Raw genomic sequence first — 15424 nt, 5'->3', positions numbered from 1 at the left:
GGCCGGGGCGTCTTCGCCCGCATCCTCGTCCGCCGGGAGGCAGCCGTGCACATCCTGCTCGTGGCCAGCGCGTTCAACAGCCTCACTCAGCGCGTCCATGCCGAACTGCGGGATCGCGGCCACACCGTGGCGGTGGAACTGGCCGTGCGGGGCCGGTCTTTGCCGGAGGCCGTGCGACAGCACGCGCCGCAGCTCGTCCTGGCGCCGATGCTCAAGACGGCGATCCCCCGGGAGGTGTGGTCGGCGTACACCTGCCTCATCGTCCATCCGGGTCCCGTCGGCGATCGGGGCCCCTCCTCTCTCGACTGGGCGATTCACGAGGGCGCCGACCGGTGGGGCGTGACCGTCCTGCAGGCCGACGAGGAGATGGACGCCGGCGATGTGTGGGCGTCCGTCCCTTGCCGGCTGCCGTCGGTGGCCAAGAGCGACCTGTACCGCAACGAGATCGCTGACGCCGCCCTCTCGGCCGTCCTGCTCGCCGTGGAGCGCTTCGCCACCGGCACTTACGTTCCGCTCGCGCAGGACGCGCCAGGCGCGACCGCCGCCCCGCCGCGTGTCCGTCCCTACCTGGACCAGAGCGTCCGGCGGATCGACTGGGACGAGGACTGCACGCAGAGCGTCGTCCGCAAGCTGCGGGCCGCGGACTCGCAGCCCGGTGTGCTGGACGTGCTGCTCGGCGAGGAGTGGTATCTCCACGGCGGCCACCCCGAGGACGTGTTGCGGGGACGCCCGGGCGAGCTGCTGGCCACCCGGGCCGGTGCGGTCTGCCGAGCGACGAAGGACGGCGCCGTGTGGATTCCCGAGCTGAGGCCCCGGCGCCGGCCGGGTCAGCCGCCCACGTTCAAACTGCCCGCCGTGCAGGCCCTCGGCAACCGGCTTCCGCCACTGCCGGAGCGGCCCGCGCCGTTGTCGTCCCCCGAGACGCCGAACGCGGCCTGGACGGACATCTGTTATCGGGAGGACGGCACCACCGGTTTCCTCTCCTTCTCCTTCCCCGGCGGTGCGATGAGCACCACTCAGTGCCGTCGCCTGCTGGACGCCTACCGGGAGGCCTGCGCACGGCCCACCTCCGTGCTCGTGCTGGGCGGCCAACGGGACTTCTTCTCCAACGGCATTCAGCTCAACGTCATCGAGGCCGCGGACGATCCCGGCGCCGAGTCCTGGGCGAACATCAACGCGATCGACGACCTGGTGGAGGCGGTCCTGACGACGACGGACCGGCTGGTGGTCTCCGCTGTCGCGGGCAACGCGGCAGCGGGAGGCGTGATGCTCGCCCTGGCCGCCGACGAGGTGTGGTGCCGCTCGGGCGCCGTCCTGAACCCGCACTACCGTCTGCTGGGCCTGTACGGCTCGGAGTACTGGACGTACAGCCTGCCGCGCCGGGTGGGTGTCGCCGCGGCAGAGCGGCTGATGAGTGAGGCCCTGCCGATGAGCGCCGTGAGCGCCCGTCGCCTGGGGCTCGTCGACCAGGTGATCGAGTGCGGGCCGCAGGAGTTCGCCGTGGAGGTCGGCCGACTGGCGGCGCGGCTGGCGTCGCTGCCGGGGACCGGGGCGCGGATCGCCGCGAAGAAGGCGGAGGCGGACCGTCGGCAGAGCGTGGCGCCGCCGGCCGGCTTCCGGGAGCGGGAACTGGCTCGGATGCGCCGGACGTTCCACGATCCCGACGCCTCCTATCACGCCCTGCGTCGCGCGTTCGTCCGCAAGGAGAGCCCGTCCGGCACCCCGGCCCATCTCGCGGCGGTCGCCAGGACGGGAGCGGGGGCCGGCCACTCCGGGGGTCCGGGGCCGGCCACGGCGACCGTCATCTCACCGGAACGGCCCACGATGGCGTCTCACCGGGGACGGATCGCTGGTAGCAAGAAGACTGATGGTTGATTTGCAGTTCTTTGTCCCTTACGCCGTGAGGAGGCGGTCCCATGACTGCAGCAACGCCGGATTCGGTCGACGCTGCGGACGGCGGAAGTACGCCCGCCGACGAGGCACCCACGATCCACATTCTCTGGATCAACGCGGGGCTGAGCTGCGACGGCGACTCGGTCGCCCTGACGGCGGCGATGCAGCCGAGCATCGAGGAGATCGTGCTCGGTGTGCTGCCCGGCCTGCCGAAGATCGCCGTGCACTGGCCGCTGATCGACTTCGAGTGCGGCCCGGTCGGCGGCTCGGACACGTTCATCGAGTGGTTCTTCAAGGGGGAGCGGGGCGAGATCGACCCGTTCGTACTGGTCGTCGAGGGGTCCGTCCCCAATGAGGACATCAAGCCCGAGGGCTACTGGTGCGGCTTCGGGGACAACCCGGAGACCGGCCAGCCGATCACGACCAGCGAGTGGATCGACCGGCTCGCCCCGAAGGCGCTCGCGGTCGTCGCCATCGGCACCTGCGCCACCTACGGCGGCATCCATGCCATGGCCGGCAATCCGACCGGTGCCATGGGCGTGCCCGACTACCTCGGCTGGGACTGGAAGTCGCAGGCGGGCATCCCCATCGTGTGCGTCCCCGGCTGTCCGATCCAGCCCGACAACTTCTCCGAGACACTCACCTATCTGCTCTACCAGGCGGCCGGTGCCGCCCCGATGATCCCGCTGGACGACAAGCTGCGTCCGACCTGGCTGTTCGGCGCCACCGTGCACGAGGGCTGCGACCGCGCCGGCTACTACGAACAGGGCCAGTTCGCCGAGACGTACGACTCGCCGAAGTGCCTGGTCAAGGTCGGCTGCTGGGGTCCGGTCGTCAAGTGCAACGTGCCCAAGCGCGGCTGGATGAACGGCATCGGCGGCTGCCCGAACGTCGGAGGCATCTGCATCGCCTGCACCATGCCGGGGTTCCCCGACAAGTTCATGCCCTTCATGGACGAGCCCCCCGGGGCCAGGGTGTCCGTCACCGCGAGCGGCGCCTACGGCGCGGTGATCCGCAAACTGCGGTCCGTGACGGGCCGGACCGTGGACAAGGAGCCGAAGTGGCGCCACACCGGGGAACGCATCACCACCGGGTACCGGCCACCGTGGTGAGCCCTCGCCGTACGTGAGCCCCTGACCCGCCTCACCTCCCACACTCGCGCGCAACGAAGGGCACGGCACACACAGATGGCACCGAAGACAAAGGCGGCCGGCGACGGCAGTGGCCTGGTCGAGATGGCCTGGGACCCGATCACACGGATCGTGGGCAGCCTGGGCATCCACACCAAGATCGACTTCAAGCAGAAGCGGGTCGCGGAGTGCTACAGCACCTCGTCGGTCTTCCGCGGCTACAGCGTCTTCATGCGCGGCAAGGACCCCCGCGACGCGCACTTCATCACCAGCCGTATCTGCGGCATCTGCGGCGACAACCACGCCACCTGTTCGGTCTACACCCAGAACATGGCGTACGGCGTGAAGCCCCCGCACCTCGGTGAATGGATCATCAACCTCGGCGAGTCCGCGGAGTACATGTTCGACCACAACATCTTCCAGGAGAACCTGGTCGGGGTCGACTACTGCGAGAAGATGGTCAAGGAGACCAACCCCGGTGTCCTCGAACTGGCCGAGCGCACCGAAGCACCCCACGCCGGGGACCACGGCTACCGCACGATCGCCGACATCATGCGCTCGCTCAACCCGATCGAGGGCGAGTTCTACCGCGAGGCCCTCCAGGTCAGCCGCTACACCCGGGAGATGTTCTGCCTGATGGAGGGACGCCACGTGCATCCCTCCACGCTCTACCCGGGCGGTGTCGGCACGATCGCCTCCGTGCAGCTCTTCACGGACTACCTCAGCCGCCTCATGCGGTACGTGGAGTTCATGAAGCGCGTGGTGCCCCTGCACGACGACCTTTTCGACTTCTTCTACGAAGCGCTGCCCGGATACGAGGAGGTCGGGCGCCGACGCGTCCTGCTGGGCTGCTGGGGGGCGCTCAACGACCCCGAGTACTGCGACTTCACATACGCCAACATGACGAACTGGGGCCGGCGCATGTTCGTCACGCCCGGCATCATCGTCGACGGCAAACTCGTCACCAACGACCTCACCCAGATCAACCTCGGCATCCGCATCCTGCTGGGCAGCTCCTACTACGAGGACTGGGAGGGCCAGGAGCAGTTCGTGACCCACGACCCGCTCGGCAACCCGGTGGATCCGCGCCACCCCTGGAACCAGCACACCATCCCCGCTCCGCAGAAGCGGAACTTCGACGACAAGTACAGCTGGGTGATGTCCCCGCGCTGGTTCGACGGCAAGGACCACCTCGCCCTGGACACCGGCGGCGGCCCCATCGCGCGGCTGTGGTCCACGGCGCTGTCCGGGCTCGTCGACACCGGCTATGTGAAGGCCACCGGCCAGAGCGTGGTCATCAATCTGCCGCGCACGATGACCAAGCCCGAGACCACCTTCGAGTGGAAGATCCCGCGCTGGAGCAACGCGCTTGAACGCAACCGCGCGCGGACCTATTTCCAGGCCTACACCGCGGCCGTCGCCCTGCACTTCGCGGAGAAGGGGCTGGAGGAGGTACGGGCCGGGCGCACCCAGACCTGGGAGAAGTTCGAGGTGCCGGACGAGAGCATCGGCGTCGGATTCACCGAGGCGGTGCGCGGTGTCCTCTCCCACCACATGGTGATCCGCGACGGCAAGATCGCCAACTATCACCCGTATCCGCCGACCCCCTGGAACGCCAGCACCAGGGACTCCTTCGGCACGCCGGGCCCGTACGAGGACGCCGTGCAGAACACGCCGATCTTCGAGGAGAACACCCCGGAGAACTTCAAGGGCATCGACATCATGCGGACCGTCCGCAGCTTCGACCCCTGCCTGCCCTGCGGCGTCCACATGTACGTCGGCGGCGGTAAGACCGTGCAGAAGATGCACGTGCCCACCGGGCTGAGCGGACTGGGCGGTTGAGCGCGGTGGAGGCGAGAAGCGCGGTGAACGCCGAACAGACCGGACGCCGCGTCGAGGAGGTGCTGGACCGGCTGGCGGCCACCGGCGACGGCGCCGCCGCGGCGGCGGAGGAGCTCGTCCGGTCCCTCATGGACTTCTACGGAGCCGGCTTGTCCCGCATCGTCCAGCTGCTGTCCGCGCCCCGGGACAGGCGTCCTGCGGGCGACTCCCTGACAGCACTGCTCGGTGACGAACTGGTGGCGAGCCTGCTCGTCCTGCACGACCTCCATCCCGAGGACCGGGACGCCCGTATCGCCCGGGCACTGGGCAGCGTCCGGGGCCACGACCTGGAAGTGGTGGACTTCGACGAGGCGAGCGGGACCCTGCGGCTGCGGGCCTCGGCGGGCGGGGGGTGTGGCTGCGCCGCCACCGCCGGGTCCGCCGGGCAGGCCGTCGAGGACGCGCTCGCCTGCTTCGCACCGGAGGTGAAGGCGGTCGACGTCCAGACCGCCGCACCCGCCGGGCCGGCCCTGCTCCAAATCGGAAACGGCCCTGAGACCGCCCGCATGGCGGCGGCGAAGACACCATGAGCGGATCCCGGACACACCTCGTATCCCCGACACCCCTCCGGGCTCCCGGACCGGCCCCGCGCGGCACGGCCGGCCTGCGCAGGTTCCTGACCGAGCGTCCGCCCCGGCCGGAGCGGTGCGAGCTGTGTGCGGTGGCGGTGCCCGAGGAGGACCACCGCCACCTGGTCGACACCGAGAAGCGAGCTCTCGTCTGCGCCTGTACGGCCTGCGCCCTGCTGATGGAACAGCCGGGCGCCGCCGCGGGACGCTTCCGCGCGGTCCCGGACCGCTACCTCACCGACCCGGACCACCGCCTCGACCAGAGCGCGTGGGACGCGCTGCACATCCCGGTCGGCGTCGCCTTCTTCTTCCGCAACGCGGCCCTTGAACGGCTGGTCGCCCTCTACCCGAGCCCGGCCGGAGCCACCGAGAGCGAACTCGACCCCGCGGCCTGGACGGCGGTCCTCGGCGAGAGCCGCCTCGCTGAACTGCTCGAACCCGACGTGGAGGCACTGCTGCTGCGGCGCACCGAGGGTCGCTGCGAGTGCTACCTCGTACCGATCGACATCTGTTACGAACTGGTAGGCCGTATGCGGCTGTTGTGGCAGGGCTTCGACGGCGGGGCCGAGGCGCGGGCCGCCCTCGACGCCTTCTTCGCGCAGGTCGCGCGACGCGCCAAAACGGTGAGCGAGCCGGTCAGCGAGCCGGTGAGCAAGACGGTCAGCGAGGCGGGCCGGTCGTGACGGAGTTCTCCTTCGCGTGCACCGGAGTGCGCGCCGACCGGTACGCCGCCGGACCGACCCTCGTCTTCCGGCTGCGCGTCACCGCGGCCGGCAACGCCCGCGTGCACGCCCTCGCGCTGCGCTGCCAGATCCGCATCGAGCCCGCCCGGCGCGGCTACGAGCCCGAGGAGGCCGACGGGTTGAAGGACCTCTTCGGCGAGCGCTCACGGTGGGGCAGCACCCTCCAGCCGGTGCAGCTCGCGCAGGTCTCGGTGATGGTCCCCAGCTTCACCGGCGAGACCGAGACCGACCTCGCCGTGCCCTGCACGTACGACATGGATGTCGCCGCGCCCCGATACCTGGACGCGCTGGACGACGGCGAGGTGCCACTGCTGATGCTCTTCTCCGGTACGGCGTTCACCGGGACCGGCGGATTCCGCGTCGAGCCGATTCCCTGGGACCGTGAGACGTCCTTCCGGATGCCGGTCACGGCATGGCGGGAGATGCTCGAACAGCACTTCCCCGGGTGCGGCTGGATCCGGCTGCCCCGCGACACCATGGATGCCCTCCTCGCCTACCGCTCACGGCGGGCACTGCCCTCCTGGGAGGCGACGCTGCTCGATCTCCTCGACGAACGCGGCACGGCGGACTCGCCCAGGACGGACCCGCCCCGGACGAACTCGCCCAGTACGGACTCGCCTCGTACGGACCCGTTCGCGGCGCTGACGCGAAGCACCGGAAGGACGGCCCCGTGAGCGTGACCGCGTTCACCCCGGCCACCGAGGAACGGTTCGCCCTCGCCCGGCAGGTCGCCGACGCCGTTCTCTTCGAGGGCTACGTGCTCTACCCGTACCGGGCCTCGGCGGCCAAGAACCGGCTGCGCTGGCAGTTCGGGGTACTCGTACCGCCTGCCTGGGGTGCCGAGTGCGAGGAGCACGACTTCCAGCACACGGAATGCCTGATGGAACCGAAGGCGGGCGCGACCCTGTCGGTCGAGCTGCGCTTCCTGCACGCCCGGCGACGGGTTGTGCAGCGGGCCCGCCCGGACGGTGGCTTCGACACGGTTCCCGAACTGCGGTTGGACGACCGGGTCCTGGTGCCCTGGGACGAAGGAGCCGAGGAGCACGTCGAGGTGGTGGCGGCGGTGGACGAGCTCCTGGGGGACGGCGTCACGGTTCCCTTCGCCCGCCCCGCCCGGGAGGAGACCGAGCCGGTTCTCGACGCGACGGGCCGGACAGTGGGCCGACTGGTCCGTCGTTGCGAGGAGATCAGCGGTGCCGTCCGGCTCTCGGCCCGCGAACTCGACGGGCCCTACCGGGCCATGCGGCTGACCGCCGTCGTCGAGAACACCAGCACCTGGATGCCCCCGGAGGGCCGGGCGGCCGACCGGGAGGCAGCGCTGCCGTACTCCCTGGTGGCCGCACACCTCCTCATGGGACTGAGCGTGGGGTCCTTCCTGTCCATGACGGATCCCCCCGAGTGGGCGAAGGGCGCGATCGCGTCCTGCCGCAACCTGCACACCTGGCCCGTACTCGCCGGCGAACCCGGCCGTGCGGACCTGGTGCTGTCCTCGCCGATCATCCTGGACGACCACCCCGCGATCGCCCCGGAAAGCCCGGGAGCGCTCTACGACGCCACCGAGATCGACGAGATCCTCGCGCTGCGGACCGCGGCCCTCACCGACGAGGAGAAGCGCGAGGCCCGAGGGACGGACGCGCGGGCCGCCGCGGTGATCGACCTGGCGGACTCGATGCCCCCCGAGGTTCTGGAACGCCTGCACGGGGCGGTACGGAGCCTGCGCGACGTGACCGGCCCCGGCCCGGCGAACCCGGTCGGTGCCGCGGGCCCGGGATTCCCTGACGAGTACGGCGTGCGGCAACCGGACACCCCGTGGTGGGATCCGGCGAGCGACGCCGGCTTCGATCCGGCGCAGGACCGCGTCGTCGTGGACGGCCGTTCGCTGGGCGCGGGAAGCCGGGTGCTGCTGCGCCCGGGCCTGCGGCGCACCGACGCGCAGGACCTCTTCCTGCAGGGCCGCAGCGCCAAGGTCGAGGCGGTACTGCACGACGTGGACGGCGGGGTGCACCTGGCTGTGACGGTCGAGGGCGATCCGGGCGCCGACATCCGCCGTGAGCAGGGCCGGTTCCTGTACTTCCAGCCCGACGAGGTCGCACCGCTGGAGGACGAGGCATGAGCGTGCCGGCGGAGGCGACCGCACGGATCCTCGTCGCCGGCATCGGCAACATCTTCCTCGGGGACGACGGCTTCGGCGTCGAGACCGTGCGCGCACTCACCGGGAAGCAACTGCCCGAACACGTCGAAGTCGTGGACATCGGCGTACGGGGAGTGCATCTCGCGTACCAGGTCCTCGACGGCTACGACACCCTGATCCTGGTGGACGCCACCGCGCGGGGCGAGGCGCCCGGAACCCTGTACGTGATCGAGCACGACGGCGCCGGCGGGGACGAGCCGCCCGGCGCGGCGCTCGACGGGCACCGCATGACCCCCGACACCGTGCTCGCGCTGCTGGGGACCCTGTGCGCCGGAACCGGCGGACAGCCGCCCCGGCGCACGCTGGTGCTCGGCTGCGAACCGGCCTCGGTGGAAGAGGGCATCGGTCTCAGCCCGCCGGTCTCCGCCGCCGTACCGGAGGCCGTCCGGCTGATCGAAGAGTTGCTGCGGGCCGACGAGCCGGGAGAGTCCGCGTCGCGGGCCACGGTCGGCGAAGCCGCGAAGTGAGGAGAGAGCAATGATCAAGACCCTGGTCGGCGGCGCGTTCGCCGCCGTTGTCGCCGCCGTTCTCGTGCAGTCCCTGCCCGACATCAGGCGCTACCTGCGCATGCGCAGGATGTGAGCCGACGCCCTCCCGGCCAGGTGGCCGGGAGGGCGCGCCGTGCGGAGCTGTTGCGTGAACGCCGTGCGGAGCCGTTGCGGTGACGCCGTGCCGAGCCGTTGCGGCGAACGGTGTACCGGACCGGCCGGCGACGGCGTGCCGGTACACCGCCCCAGGACGGCTCCTCTGTAATGGGGCGGTGGACGCCCTGCCCGGCGGGCCGATCGGCTCGGTGGCGGTCGGCGGAGACCGGCCCTTGCCAGGACGGAGACCGATGCACGAGATGTCCATCGCGCTGGCGGTGATCGACCAGGTCGAGCGGGCCGCGCAACAGGCCGGCGACGTCAAGGCGGTGCGATCGGTACGACTCCAGGTGGGCGAACTGGCCGGTGTCGTACCCGACTCCCTCTCCTTCTGCTTCGAACTGGCCTGCGCCGGAACCCTTCTGGAGGGTGCCGAACTGGTCACGGACGCGGTACCGGGGCGCGCCCGCTGCGCGCCGTGCGCGCACGAATGGGCCGTCGGCATGCCGCCCCGGCTCAGCTGCCCGGAGTGCGGCGGGACGAGCACCGACCTGCTGGCGGGCCGTGAACTGCAGATCGTCAGCGTGCACTGGGACGAAGGCCGGACGCACGCACCAGCCCGCGAACCGATCCCCGAGGAGCGCTGAACCATGTGCCGTGTGGTCGACCTGCAGCAGGCCGTACTCGCCAAGAACGATGCGAGCGCGCACACCCTGCGCGCCGAGATGACAGCGCGCGGGACAGCGGTCGTGAACATCCTCTCCAGCCCCGGCAGCGGCAAGACCGCGCTGCTGGAACGCGAACTGCTGCTGGCGCGGGAGCGATCGGTGCCCGTGGCGGCCCTGACAGCCGACCTCGCCACCGAGAACGACGCGGCGCGGCTGGCGCGTTCGCGCGTCCCGGTCAAACAGGTGCTCACCGACGGGCTGTGCCACCTGGAGGCCGCGATGCTCGGCGGGCACCTCGACGGTTGGCTGCCCGACGACACCCGGCTGCTGTTCGTGGAGAACGTCGGCAACCTCGTCTGCCCGGCCTCCTACGACCTCGGAGAGACGCTGCGCGTTGTCCTCGCCTCCGTGACCGAAGGCGAGGACAAGCCCCTGAAGTACCCCACCGCCTTCGGTCTCGCCCACCTCGTGGTGGTCACGAAGACCGACATCGCCGAGGCCGTCGAATTCGACGAGGCGGCCTTCCGCAGCCACGTCGAGCAGGTCAATCCCGGAGTCGAGGTGGTGCTGACCTCGGCCCGGCGGGGCCAAGGGGTCGGCACTCTGCTCGACAGGGCGCTGGCGGCAGCGGACGGCGCGCCCCTGCACGAACCCGTCATGGCCCGCCGGACGGACGCGCCCCACCACTCCCCTACGCACACCCACACCCACACCCACTCCCACGCCGGCGCCACGGCCCACACGCACCCGTGAGCGCTCCGCCGTCCGTGACCGCGGTCGCCGGTGACCCGCCGTCGCGCCGTCGCGTCACCGTCCGGGGCGTGGTCCAGGGAGTCGGCTTCCGGCCCTACCTCTACACCCTCGCCACCGCGCTCGACCTGTCAGGGCATGTGACCAACACTCCGGAGGGCGTCGTCGCCGAAGTCGAGGGAGCACCCTCGGCCGTCGCCCGCTTCTGCGAGCGGATCGCCGCCCAGGCGCCACCGCTGGCCCGCGTGGAGTCCGTCGACCACCAGGAGGTGCCCGCCACGGGTGGCACCGCGTTCACCATCCTGGCCTCCCGCACCGACGGACCGGCGCGCACCCTGGTCTCCCCGGACACGGCCACCTGCGCCGACTGCCTCCGCGAACTGGCGGACCCCGCCGACCGCCGCCACCGCCACCCGTTCATCAACTGCACGCACTGCGGACCGCGCTTCACGATCGTCACCGGTGTGCCGTACGACCGGGCGCACACCACCATGGCGGGTTTCGCGATGTGCTCCGACTGCGCCCGCGAGTACGCCGATCCGGCCGACCGCCGCTTCCACGCGCAGCCGGTCGCCTGTCCCGCCTGCGGTCCGCGGCTGCGCCTGCTCGTCCCGCAACAGGCCCTCGGCGGGCAGGCGACGAGCGTCACGGGGGCGGATCCGGTGGCCGACGCCCGCGCGCTCCTGGCGGCCGGTGCGATCCTCGCGGTCAAGGGTCTGGGCGGCTACCACCTCGCCTGCGACGCCTCGAACTCCGATGCCGTCGCCCTGTTGCGCCGCCGCAAGGCCCGGGGAGACAAGCCGTTCGCCGTCATGGCCAGGACCGCGGACGACGTCGAGCACCTCGTCCGGCTGAGTCCCGAGGAGCGAACCCTGCTCGAAGGCGGCACCAGACCCATCGTGCTGCTGCGCCGCCGTACGGACCCGGCGCAGGGGGCGGTACGGCCGGCCGTCGCTGTCGCGCCCGGCAGCCCCGACCTCGGCGTGCTGCTGCCGTACACGCCGCTGCACCATCTGCTGCTCGGCCTGCCCGGCGACCCCGACGGCCCCCGGCTGCTCGTCATGACCAGCGGCAACGTGGCCGGCGAGCCGATCGTCACCGACGACGGCGAGGCGCTGGAACGGCTGGCACACCTGGCGGACGCCTGGCTCACCCACGACCGGCCGATCCATGTGCCGTGCGACGACTCCGTCGTGCGGGTCTGCGACGGACAGCCCCTCGTGATCCGACGCGCCCGCGGCCACGCGCCGCTTCCCGTGTCGCTTCCGGTGCCCGTGCGGCCGGCCCTCGCCGTCGGCGGCGACCTGAAGAACGCGTTCTGCGTGGGGGAGGGGCGACGGGCGTGGCTGTCCGCGCACATCGGCGACATGGACGACCTGAGCACCCAGCGGGCCTTCGAGCGCGCCCGGGCGCACCTGGAGTCGATCACCGGAGTGAGGCCGGGGCTGCTGGCGGCCGACCGGCACCCCGGCTACCGCTCCGCTCAGTGGGCCGACCGTAACGCGGGCGGGCGGGCCGTCGTAGGCGTCCAGCATCACCACGCCCACGTCGCCGCCGCCATGGCCGAACACGGTCTGGACGGCAGCCGTCAGGTGATCGGCGTCGCCTTCGACGGCACCGGCCACGGAGACGACGGCGCGGTGTGGGGCGGGGAGATCCTGCTCGCGGACTACGACGGCTTCACCCGGTTCGGGCATCTCGCGTACGTCCCGCTGCCCGGTGGCGATGCCGCCGTGCGCCGGCCCTACCGCATGGCGCTCGCTCACCTGCGCGCGGCCGGTATCGACTGGTCGGACTCATTCGCCTGCGTCGCCGCCTGCCCTCCCGGCGAACGCCAGGTACTGGAACGGCAGTTGGAACGCGACTTGAACTGCGTCCCCACCTCCAGCATGGGCCGGCTCTTCGACGCCGTGTCGTCCCTTGCGGGGGTGTGCCACCGGGCCGGATACGAGGCCCAGGCGGCCGTCGAGCTGGAGGCCGCCGCACTGCACGCACCCACCGCGGACGTCACCGCCTACGCGTTCGCCCTCCGGCCCCCGGAGCGGGACGGCGGCGGCCCGGTGCGGGCCGATCCGGCACCCGTCCTCGCGCAGATCGTCGACGACCTACGGGCGGGCGTGGACGCGGGCCTCGTCGCAGCCCGCTTCCACCGGGCCGTCACCGGTCTCGTCCGCGCGATGTGTGTGCGGGCACGCGAGCGGCACGGGCTGGACACGGTGGCCCTCAGCGGCGGGGTGTTCGCCAACACCCTGCTCTCCTCGGCCTGCGCCGGGGCGCTGCGCGCGGACGGGTTCACGGTCCTGCGTCACCACCTGGTCCCGCCCAACGACGGCGGGCTGGCGCTCGGCCAGCTGGTGGTGGCCGCCCGCACCAGGGCCCGGCCGGGAGACACCGACCGATAACTGCCCCGGCAGCACCGGGCGACGCGAACGACCCACAGCGAGGAGAGGCCCATGTGCCTGGCGGTACCCGGCCGAGTGCTGGACATCGAGGAACGCGACGGCACCCGCATGGCCAACGTCGACTTCGGCGGCGTGGTCAAGGAGGTGTGCCTGGAGTACCTGCCCGACCTCCAGGTCGGCGAGTACGCCATCGTTCACGTCGGGTTCGCCCTGCAGCGGCTGGACGAGGAGTCGGCGAAGCGGACGCTCGAACTCTTCGCCACCCTCGGCATGCTGCAGGAGGAGTTCGGCGACCCCTGGGAACTGGCCGCGGAAGCGGGCGGAGCCACCCCGGCCGAGGTCGAGGACGTCATCGAGGAGGCGCGGAAGTGAAGTACATCGACGAGTTCCAGAACCCGGAGCTGGCCCGCCGGCTCCTCGACGACATCCGTTCCACGGTGACCCGGCCATGGGCCCTGATGGAGGTGTGCGGAGGACAGACGCACACCATCATCCGCCACGGCATCGACCAACTCCTCCCGGACGAGGTCGAACTGATCCACGGGCCGGGCTGTCCCGTGTGCGTCACCCCGCTGGAAGTCATCGACAAGGCACTGGAGATCGCCTCCCGCCCCGAGGTGATCTTCTGCTCCTTCGGCGACATGCTGCGGGTGCCCGGAACCGGACGGGACCTGTTCCAGGTACGCGGCGAAGGCGGCGACGTACGGGTCGTCTACTCGCCCCTCGACGCCCTGCGCATCGCACAGCAGAACCCGGACCGCGAGGTGGTGTTCTTCGGCATCGGCTTCGAGACGACGGCGCCCCCCAACGCCATGACGGTCCATCAGGCGAGAAAGCTCGGCATCCCGAACTTCAGCCTGCTGGTGTCGCACGTCCGCGTACCCCCCGCCATCGAGGCGATCATGAGGTCCCCGAGCTGCCGCGTCCAGGGCTTCCTCGCGGCCGGCCACGTCTGCAGCGTGATGGGCGTGCGGGAGTATCCGGAACTGGCCGAACGCCACCGGGTACCGATCGTCGTCACCGGATTCGAACCGCTGGACATCCTGGAAGGCGTACGCCGAACCGTCCACCAGCTGGAACGCGGCGAACACACCGTGGACAACGCCTACGCCCGTGCCGTCCGCCCGGAGGGAAACCCCGCCGCCCAGGCCATGCTGGAGGACGTCTTCGAGGTCACCGACCGCGCCTGGCGCGGCATCGGCGTCATCCCCGACAGCGGCTGGCGGCTGTCCCCGAAGTACCGGGACCACGACGCCGAGTACCGGTTCTCGGTCACCGGCATCCAGACGCTCGAACCGGAGGAGTGCCGCAGCGGCGAGGTCCTGCAGGGCCTGATCAAGCCGCACGAGTGCGAGGCCTTCGGCACCCTCTGCACCCCCCGCACCCCGCTCGGAGCCACCATGGTCTCCAGCGAGGGCGCCTGCGCCGCGTACTACCTCTACCGCCGGCTGGACATCCCCACCGCACCCCGGGAGGCGAGCCCCGTTGCCTGAGACCACCGACCTGCGCGTACCCGCACTGGACCCCGAGGCGTGGACCTGCCCGGCTCCGCTGCGCCACCGGCCCCGGGTCGTCATGGGCCACGGCGGTGGCGGGGCGCTCTCCGCCGAGCTGGTGCAGCATGTGTTCGCGCCCGCCTACGGAGGCGAGGCGCTCGCCCAGATGGGCGATGCCGCAGCTTTCACACTGGGGGGCGTACGGCTGGCGTTCTCCACCGACACCTTCGTGGTGCGACCGCTGTTCTTCCCCGGCGGCAGCATCGGCGACCTGGCCGTCAACGGCACCGTCAACGACCTCGCCATGAGCGGCGCCCGCGCCGCCTACCTCTCCTGCGGCTTCATCCTGGAGGAAGGCGTCGAACTGGACGTGGTCGACCGGGTGGCCAAGGCGCTGGGTGCCGCGGCGCGCGCCGCGGGCGTCGAGGTGGCGACCGGCGACACCAAGGTGGTGGAGGCCGGCCACGGCGACGGGATCTTCATCAACACCGCGGGCATCGGCCTCGTCCCGGCGGGCGTCGACCTGCGTCCGCAGCGGGTCGTCCCCGGCGACGTCGTGATCGTCAGCGGTGGGATCGGCGTCCACGGAGTAGCGATCATGAGCGTCCGCGAGGGCCTGGAATTCGGGGTGGAGCTGGAGAGCGACTGCGCCGCGCTCGGCGGTCTGGTCGACGCCATGCTCGCCGTCACCCCGGACCTGCACGTGCTGCGCGATCCCACGCGCGGAGGGGTGGCGGCCGCACTGAACGAGATCGCGGCGGCGTCCGGCGCCGGTGTGATCATCCAGGAGCGCGAGCTGCCCATCCCGCCGACCGTGGCCAACGCGTGCGCCATCCTGGGCCTGGACCCCATGTACGTCGCCAACGAGGGCAAGCTGGTCGCCTTCGTCCCGCGCGAACACGCCGACGCGGTCCTGGAGGCGATGCGAGCCCACCCGCTGGGTGGCGACTCCGCGATCATCGGCGAGGCCGTCGAAGATCACCCGGGCATGGTCGTGGCCCGTACCGGGCTGGGCGGCACGCGCGTGGTCGACCTTCCGATCGGGGAACAGCTGCCGCGGATCTGCTGATCCTGCGCGGAGACCTACAGCTGCCGCGGCTTCGGGGATGGCGAAGGC

Annotated in this window: 15 protein-coding genes; all 15 read left to right on the top strand. The window is 71.4% G+C overall.

Features of this window, described 5'->3' with window-relative positions:
* Positions 1-45: 45 nt before the first annotated feature.
* The 15 genes from ABT114_RS11145 (at position 46) to hypE (ending at position 15376) form a co-directional block, all read left to right on the top strand.
* Entirely contained in the window at positions 46-1875 is a 1830-nt protein-coding gene (locus ABT114_RS11145; RefSeq protein ID WP_351141018.1) for a hydrogenase maturation protein, read from the top strand.
* A gap of 41 nt (positions 1876-1916) precedes the next feature.
* Positions 1917-3005, top strand: coding sequence for an NADH-quinone oxidoreductase subunit B family protein (locus ABT114_RS11140; protein WP_351141016.1), 1089 nt, complete (start codon positions 1917-1919; stop codon positions 3003-3005).
* Between the two features lie 75 nt (positions 3006-3080).
* Positions 3081-4865 (top strand): nickel-dependent hydrogenase large subunit, encoded by a 1785-nt coding sequence (locus ABT114_RS11135; protein WP_351141014.1) that lies wholly within the window; start codon positions 3081-3083, stop codon positions 4863-4865.
* Entirely contained in the window at positions 4862-5434 is a 573-nt protein-coding gene (locus ABT114_RS11130) for a NifU-related iron-sulfur-binding protein (RefSeq protein ID WP_502988302.1), read from the top strand. Before ABT114_RS11135 ends, ABT114_RS11130 begins: the two co-directional genes overlap by 4 nt.
* Positions 5431-6156: a DUF5947 family protein gene (locus ABT114_RS11125; protein ID WP_351141011.1), complete on the top strand. Its 726-nt coding sequence runs from the start codon at positions 5431-5433 to the stop codon at positions 6154-6156. The genes ABT114_RS11130 and ABT114_RS11125 overlap by 4 nt, the downstream gene beginning before the upstream one ends.
* Entirely contained in the window at positions 6153-6890 is a 738-nt protein-coding gene (locus tag ABT114_RS11120) for a DUF6084 family protein (protein WP_351141009.1), read from the top strand. Before ABT114_RS11125 ends, ABT114_RS11120 begins: the two co-directional genes overlap by 4 nt.
* Positions 6887-8329: a hypothetical protein gene (locus tag ABT114_RS11115; RefSeq protein WP_351141007.1), complete on the top strand. Its 1443-nt coding sequence runs from the start codon at positions 6887-6889 to the stop codon at positions 8327-8329. Before ABT114_RS11120 ends, ABT114_RS11115 begins: the two co-directional genes overlap by 4 nt.
* Positions 8326-8874 (top strand): hydrogenase maturation protease, encoded by a 549-nt coding sequence (locus tag ABT114_RS11110; RefSeq protein ID WP_351141005.1) that lies wholly within the window; start codon positions 8326-8328, stop codon positions 8872-8874. The genes ABT114_RS11115 and ABT114_RS11110 overlap by 4 nt, the downstream gene beginning before the upstream one ends.
* Positions 8875-8884: 10 nt before the next feature.
* Positions 8885-8989 (top strand): DUF6893 family small protein, encoded by a 105-nt coding sequence (locus tag ABT114_RS50570; RefSeq protein WP_502988301.1) that lies wholly within the window; start codon positions 8885-8887, stop codon positions 8987-8989.
* A 253-nt stretch (positions 8990-9242) separates the two neighbouring features.
* Entirely contained in the window at positions 9243-9638 is a 396-nt protein-coding gene (hypA, locus tag ABT114_RS11105) for a hydrogenase maturation nickel metallochaperone HypA (RefSeq protein WP_351141003.1), read from the top strand.
* A gap of 3 nt (positions 9639-9641) precedes the next feature.
* A complete protein-coding gene (hypB, locus tag ABT114_RS11100) occupies positions 9642-10412 on the top strand; it encodes a hydrogenase nickel incorporation protein HypB (RefSeq protein WP_351141001.1) in 771 nt (256 codons plus the stop codon).
* Entirely contained in the window at positions 10409-12811 is a 2403-nt protein-coding gene (hypF, locus tag ABT114_RS11095) for a carbamoyltransferase HypF (RefSeq protein ID WP_351140999.1), read from the top strand. Before hypB ends, hypF begins: the two co-directional genes overlap by 4 nt.
* A 51-nt stretch (positions 12812-12862) precedes the next feature.
* Positions 12863-13183, top strand: a complete 321-nt coding sequence (locus ABT114_RS11090) for a HypC/HybG/HupF family hydrogenase formation chaperone (protein WP_351140997.1) — start codon at positions 12863-12865, stop codon at positions 13181-13183.
* On the top strand, positions 13180-14304 hold the full coding sequence (hypD, locus tag ABT114_RS11085) for a hydrogenase formation protein HypD (protein ID WP_351140995.1): 1125 nt from the start codon (positions 13180-13182) through the stop codon (positions 14302-14304). The genes ABT114_RS11090 and hypD overlap by 4 nt, the downstream gene beginning before the upstream one ends.
* Entirely contained in the window at positions 14297-15376 is a 1080-nt protein-coding gene (gene hypE, locus ABT114_RS11080) for a hydrogenase expression/formation protein HypE (RefSeq protein ID WP_351140993.1), read from the top strand. Before hypD ends, hypE begins: the two co-directional genes overlap by 8 nt.
* Positions 15377-15424 lie beyond the last annotated feature (48 nt).

The sequence above is a fragment of the Streptomyces sp. NPDC002088 genome (assembly GCF_040296605.1).
GTDB lineage: Bacteria > Actinomycetota > Actinomycetes > Streptomycetales > Streptomycetaceae > Streptomyces.
Note: the sequence above shows the minus strand (reverse complement) of the source record. Positions and strands in the feature narration are given on the sequence as shown.

Coding starts and splice junctions, on each gene's coding strand:
- ABT114_RS11135 (WP_351141014.1), top strand. CDS start 3,081: ATGGCACCGAAGACAAAGGCGGCCGGCGACGGCAGTGGCCTGGTCGAG.
- ABT114_RS11125 (WP_351141011.1), top strand. CDS start 5,431: ATGAGCGGATCCCGGACACACCTCGTATCCCCGACACCCCTCCGGGCT.
- hypA (WP_351141003.1), top strand. CDS start 9,243: ATGCACGAGATGTCCATCGCGCTGGCGGTGATCGACCAGGTCGAGCGG.
- ABT114_RS50570 (WP_502988301.1), top strand. CDS start 8,885: ATGATCAAGACCCTGGTCGGCGGCGCGTTCGCCGCCGTTGTCGCCGCC.
- ABT114_RS11090 (WP_351140997.1), top strand. CDS start 12,863: ATGTGCCTGGCGGTACCCGGCCGAGTGCTGGACATCGAGGAACGCGAC.
- ABT114_RS11140 (WP_351141016.1), top strand. CDS start 1,917: ATGACTGCAGCAACGCCGGATTCGGTCGACGCTGCGGACGGCGGAAGT.
- hypB (WP_351141001.1), top strand. CDS start 9,642: ATGTGCCGTGTGGTCGACCTGCAGCAGGCCGTACTCGCCAAGAACGAT.
- ABT114_RS11110 (WP_351141005.1), top strand. CDS start 8,326: ATGAGCGTGCCGGCGGAGGCGACCGCACGGATCCTCGTCGCCGGCATC.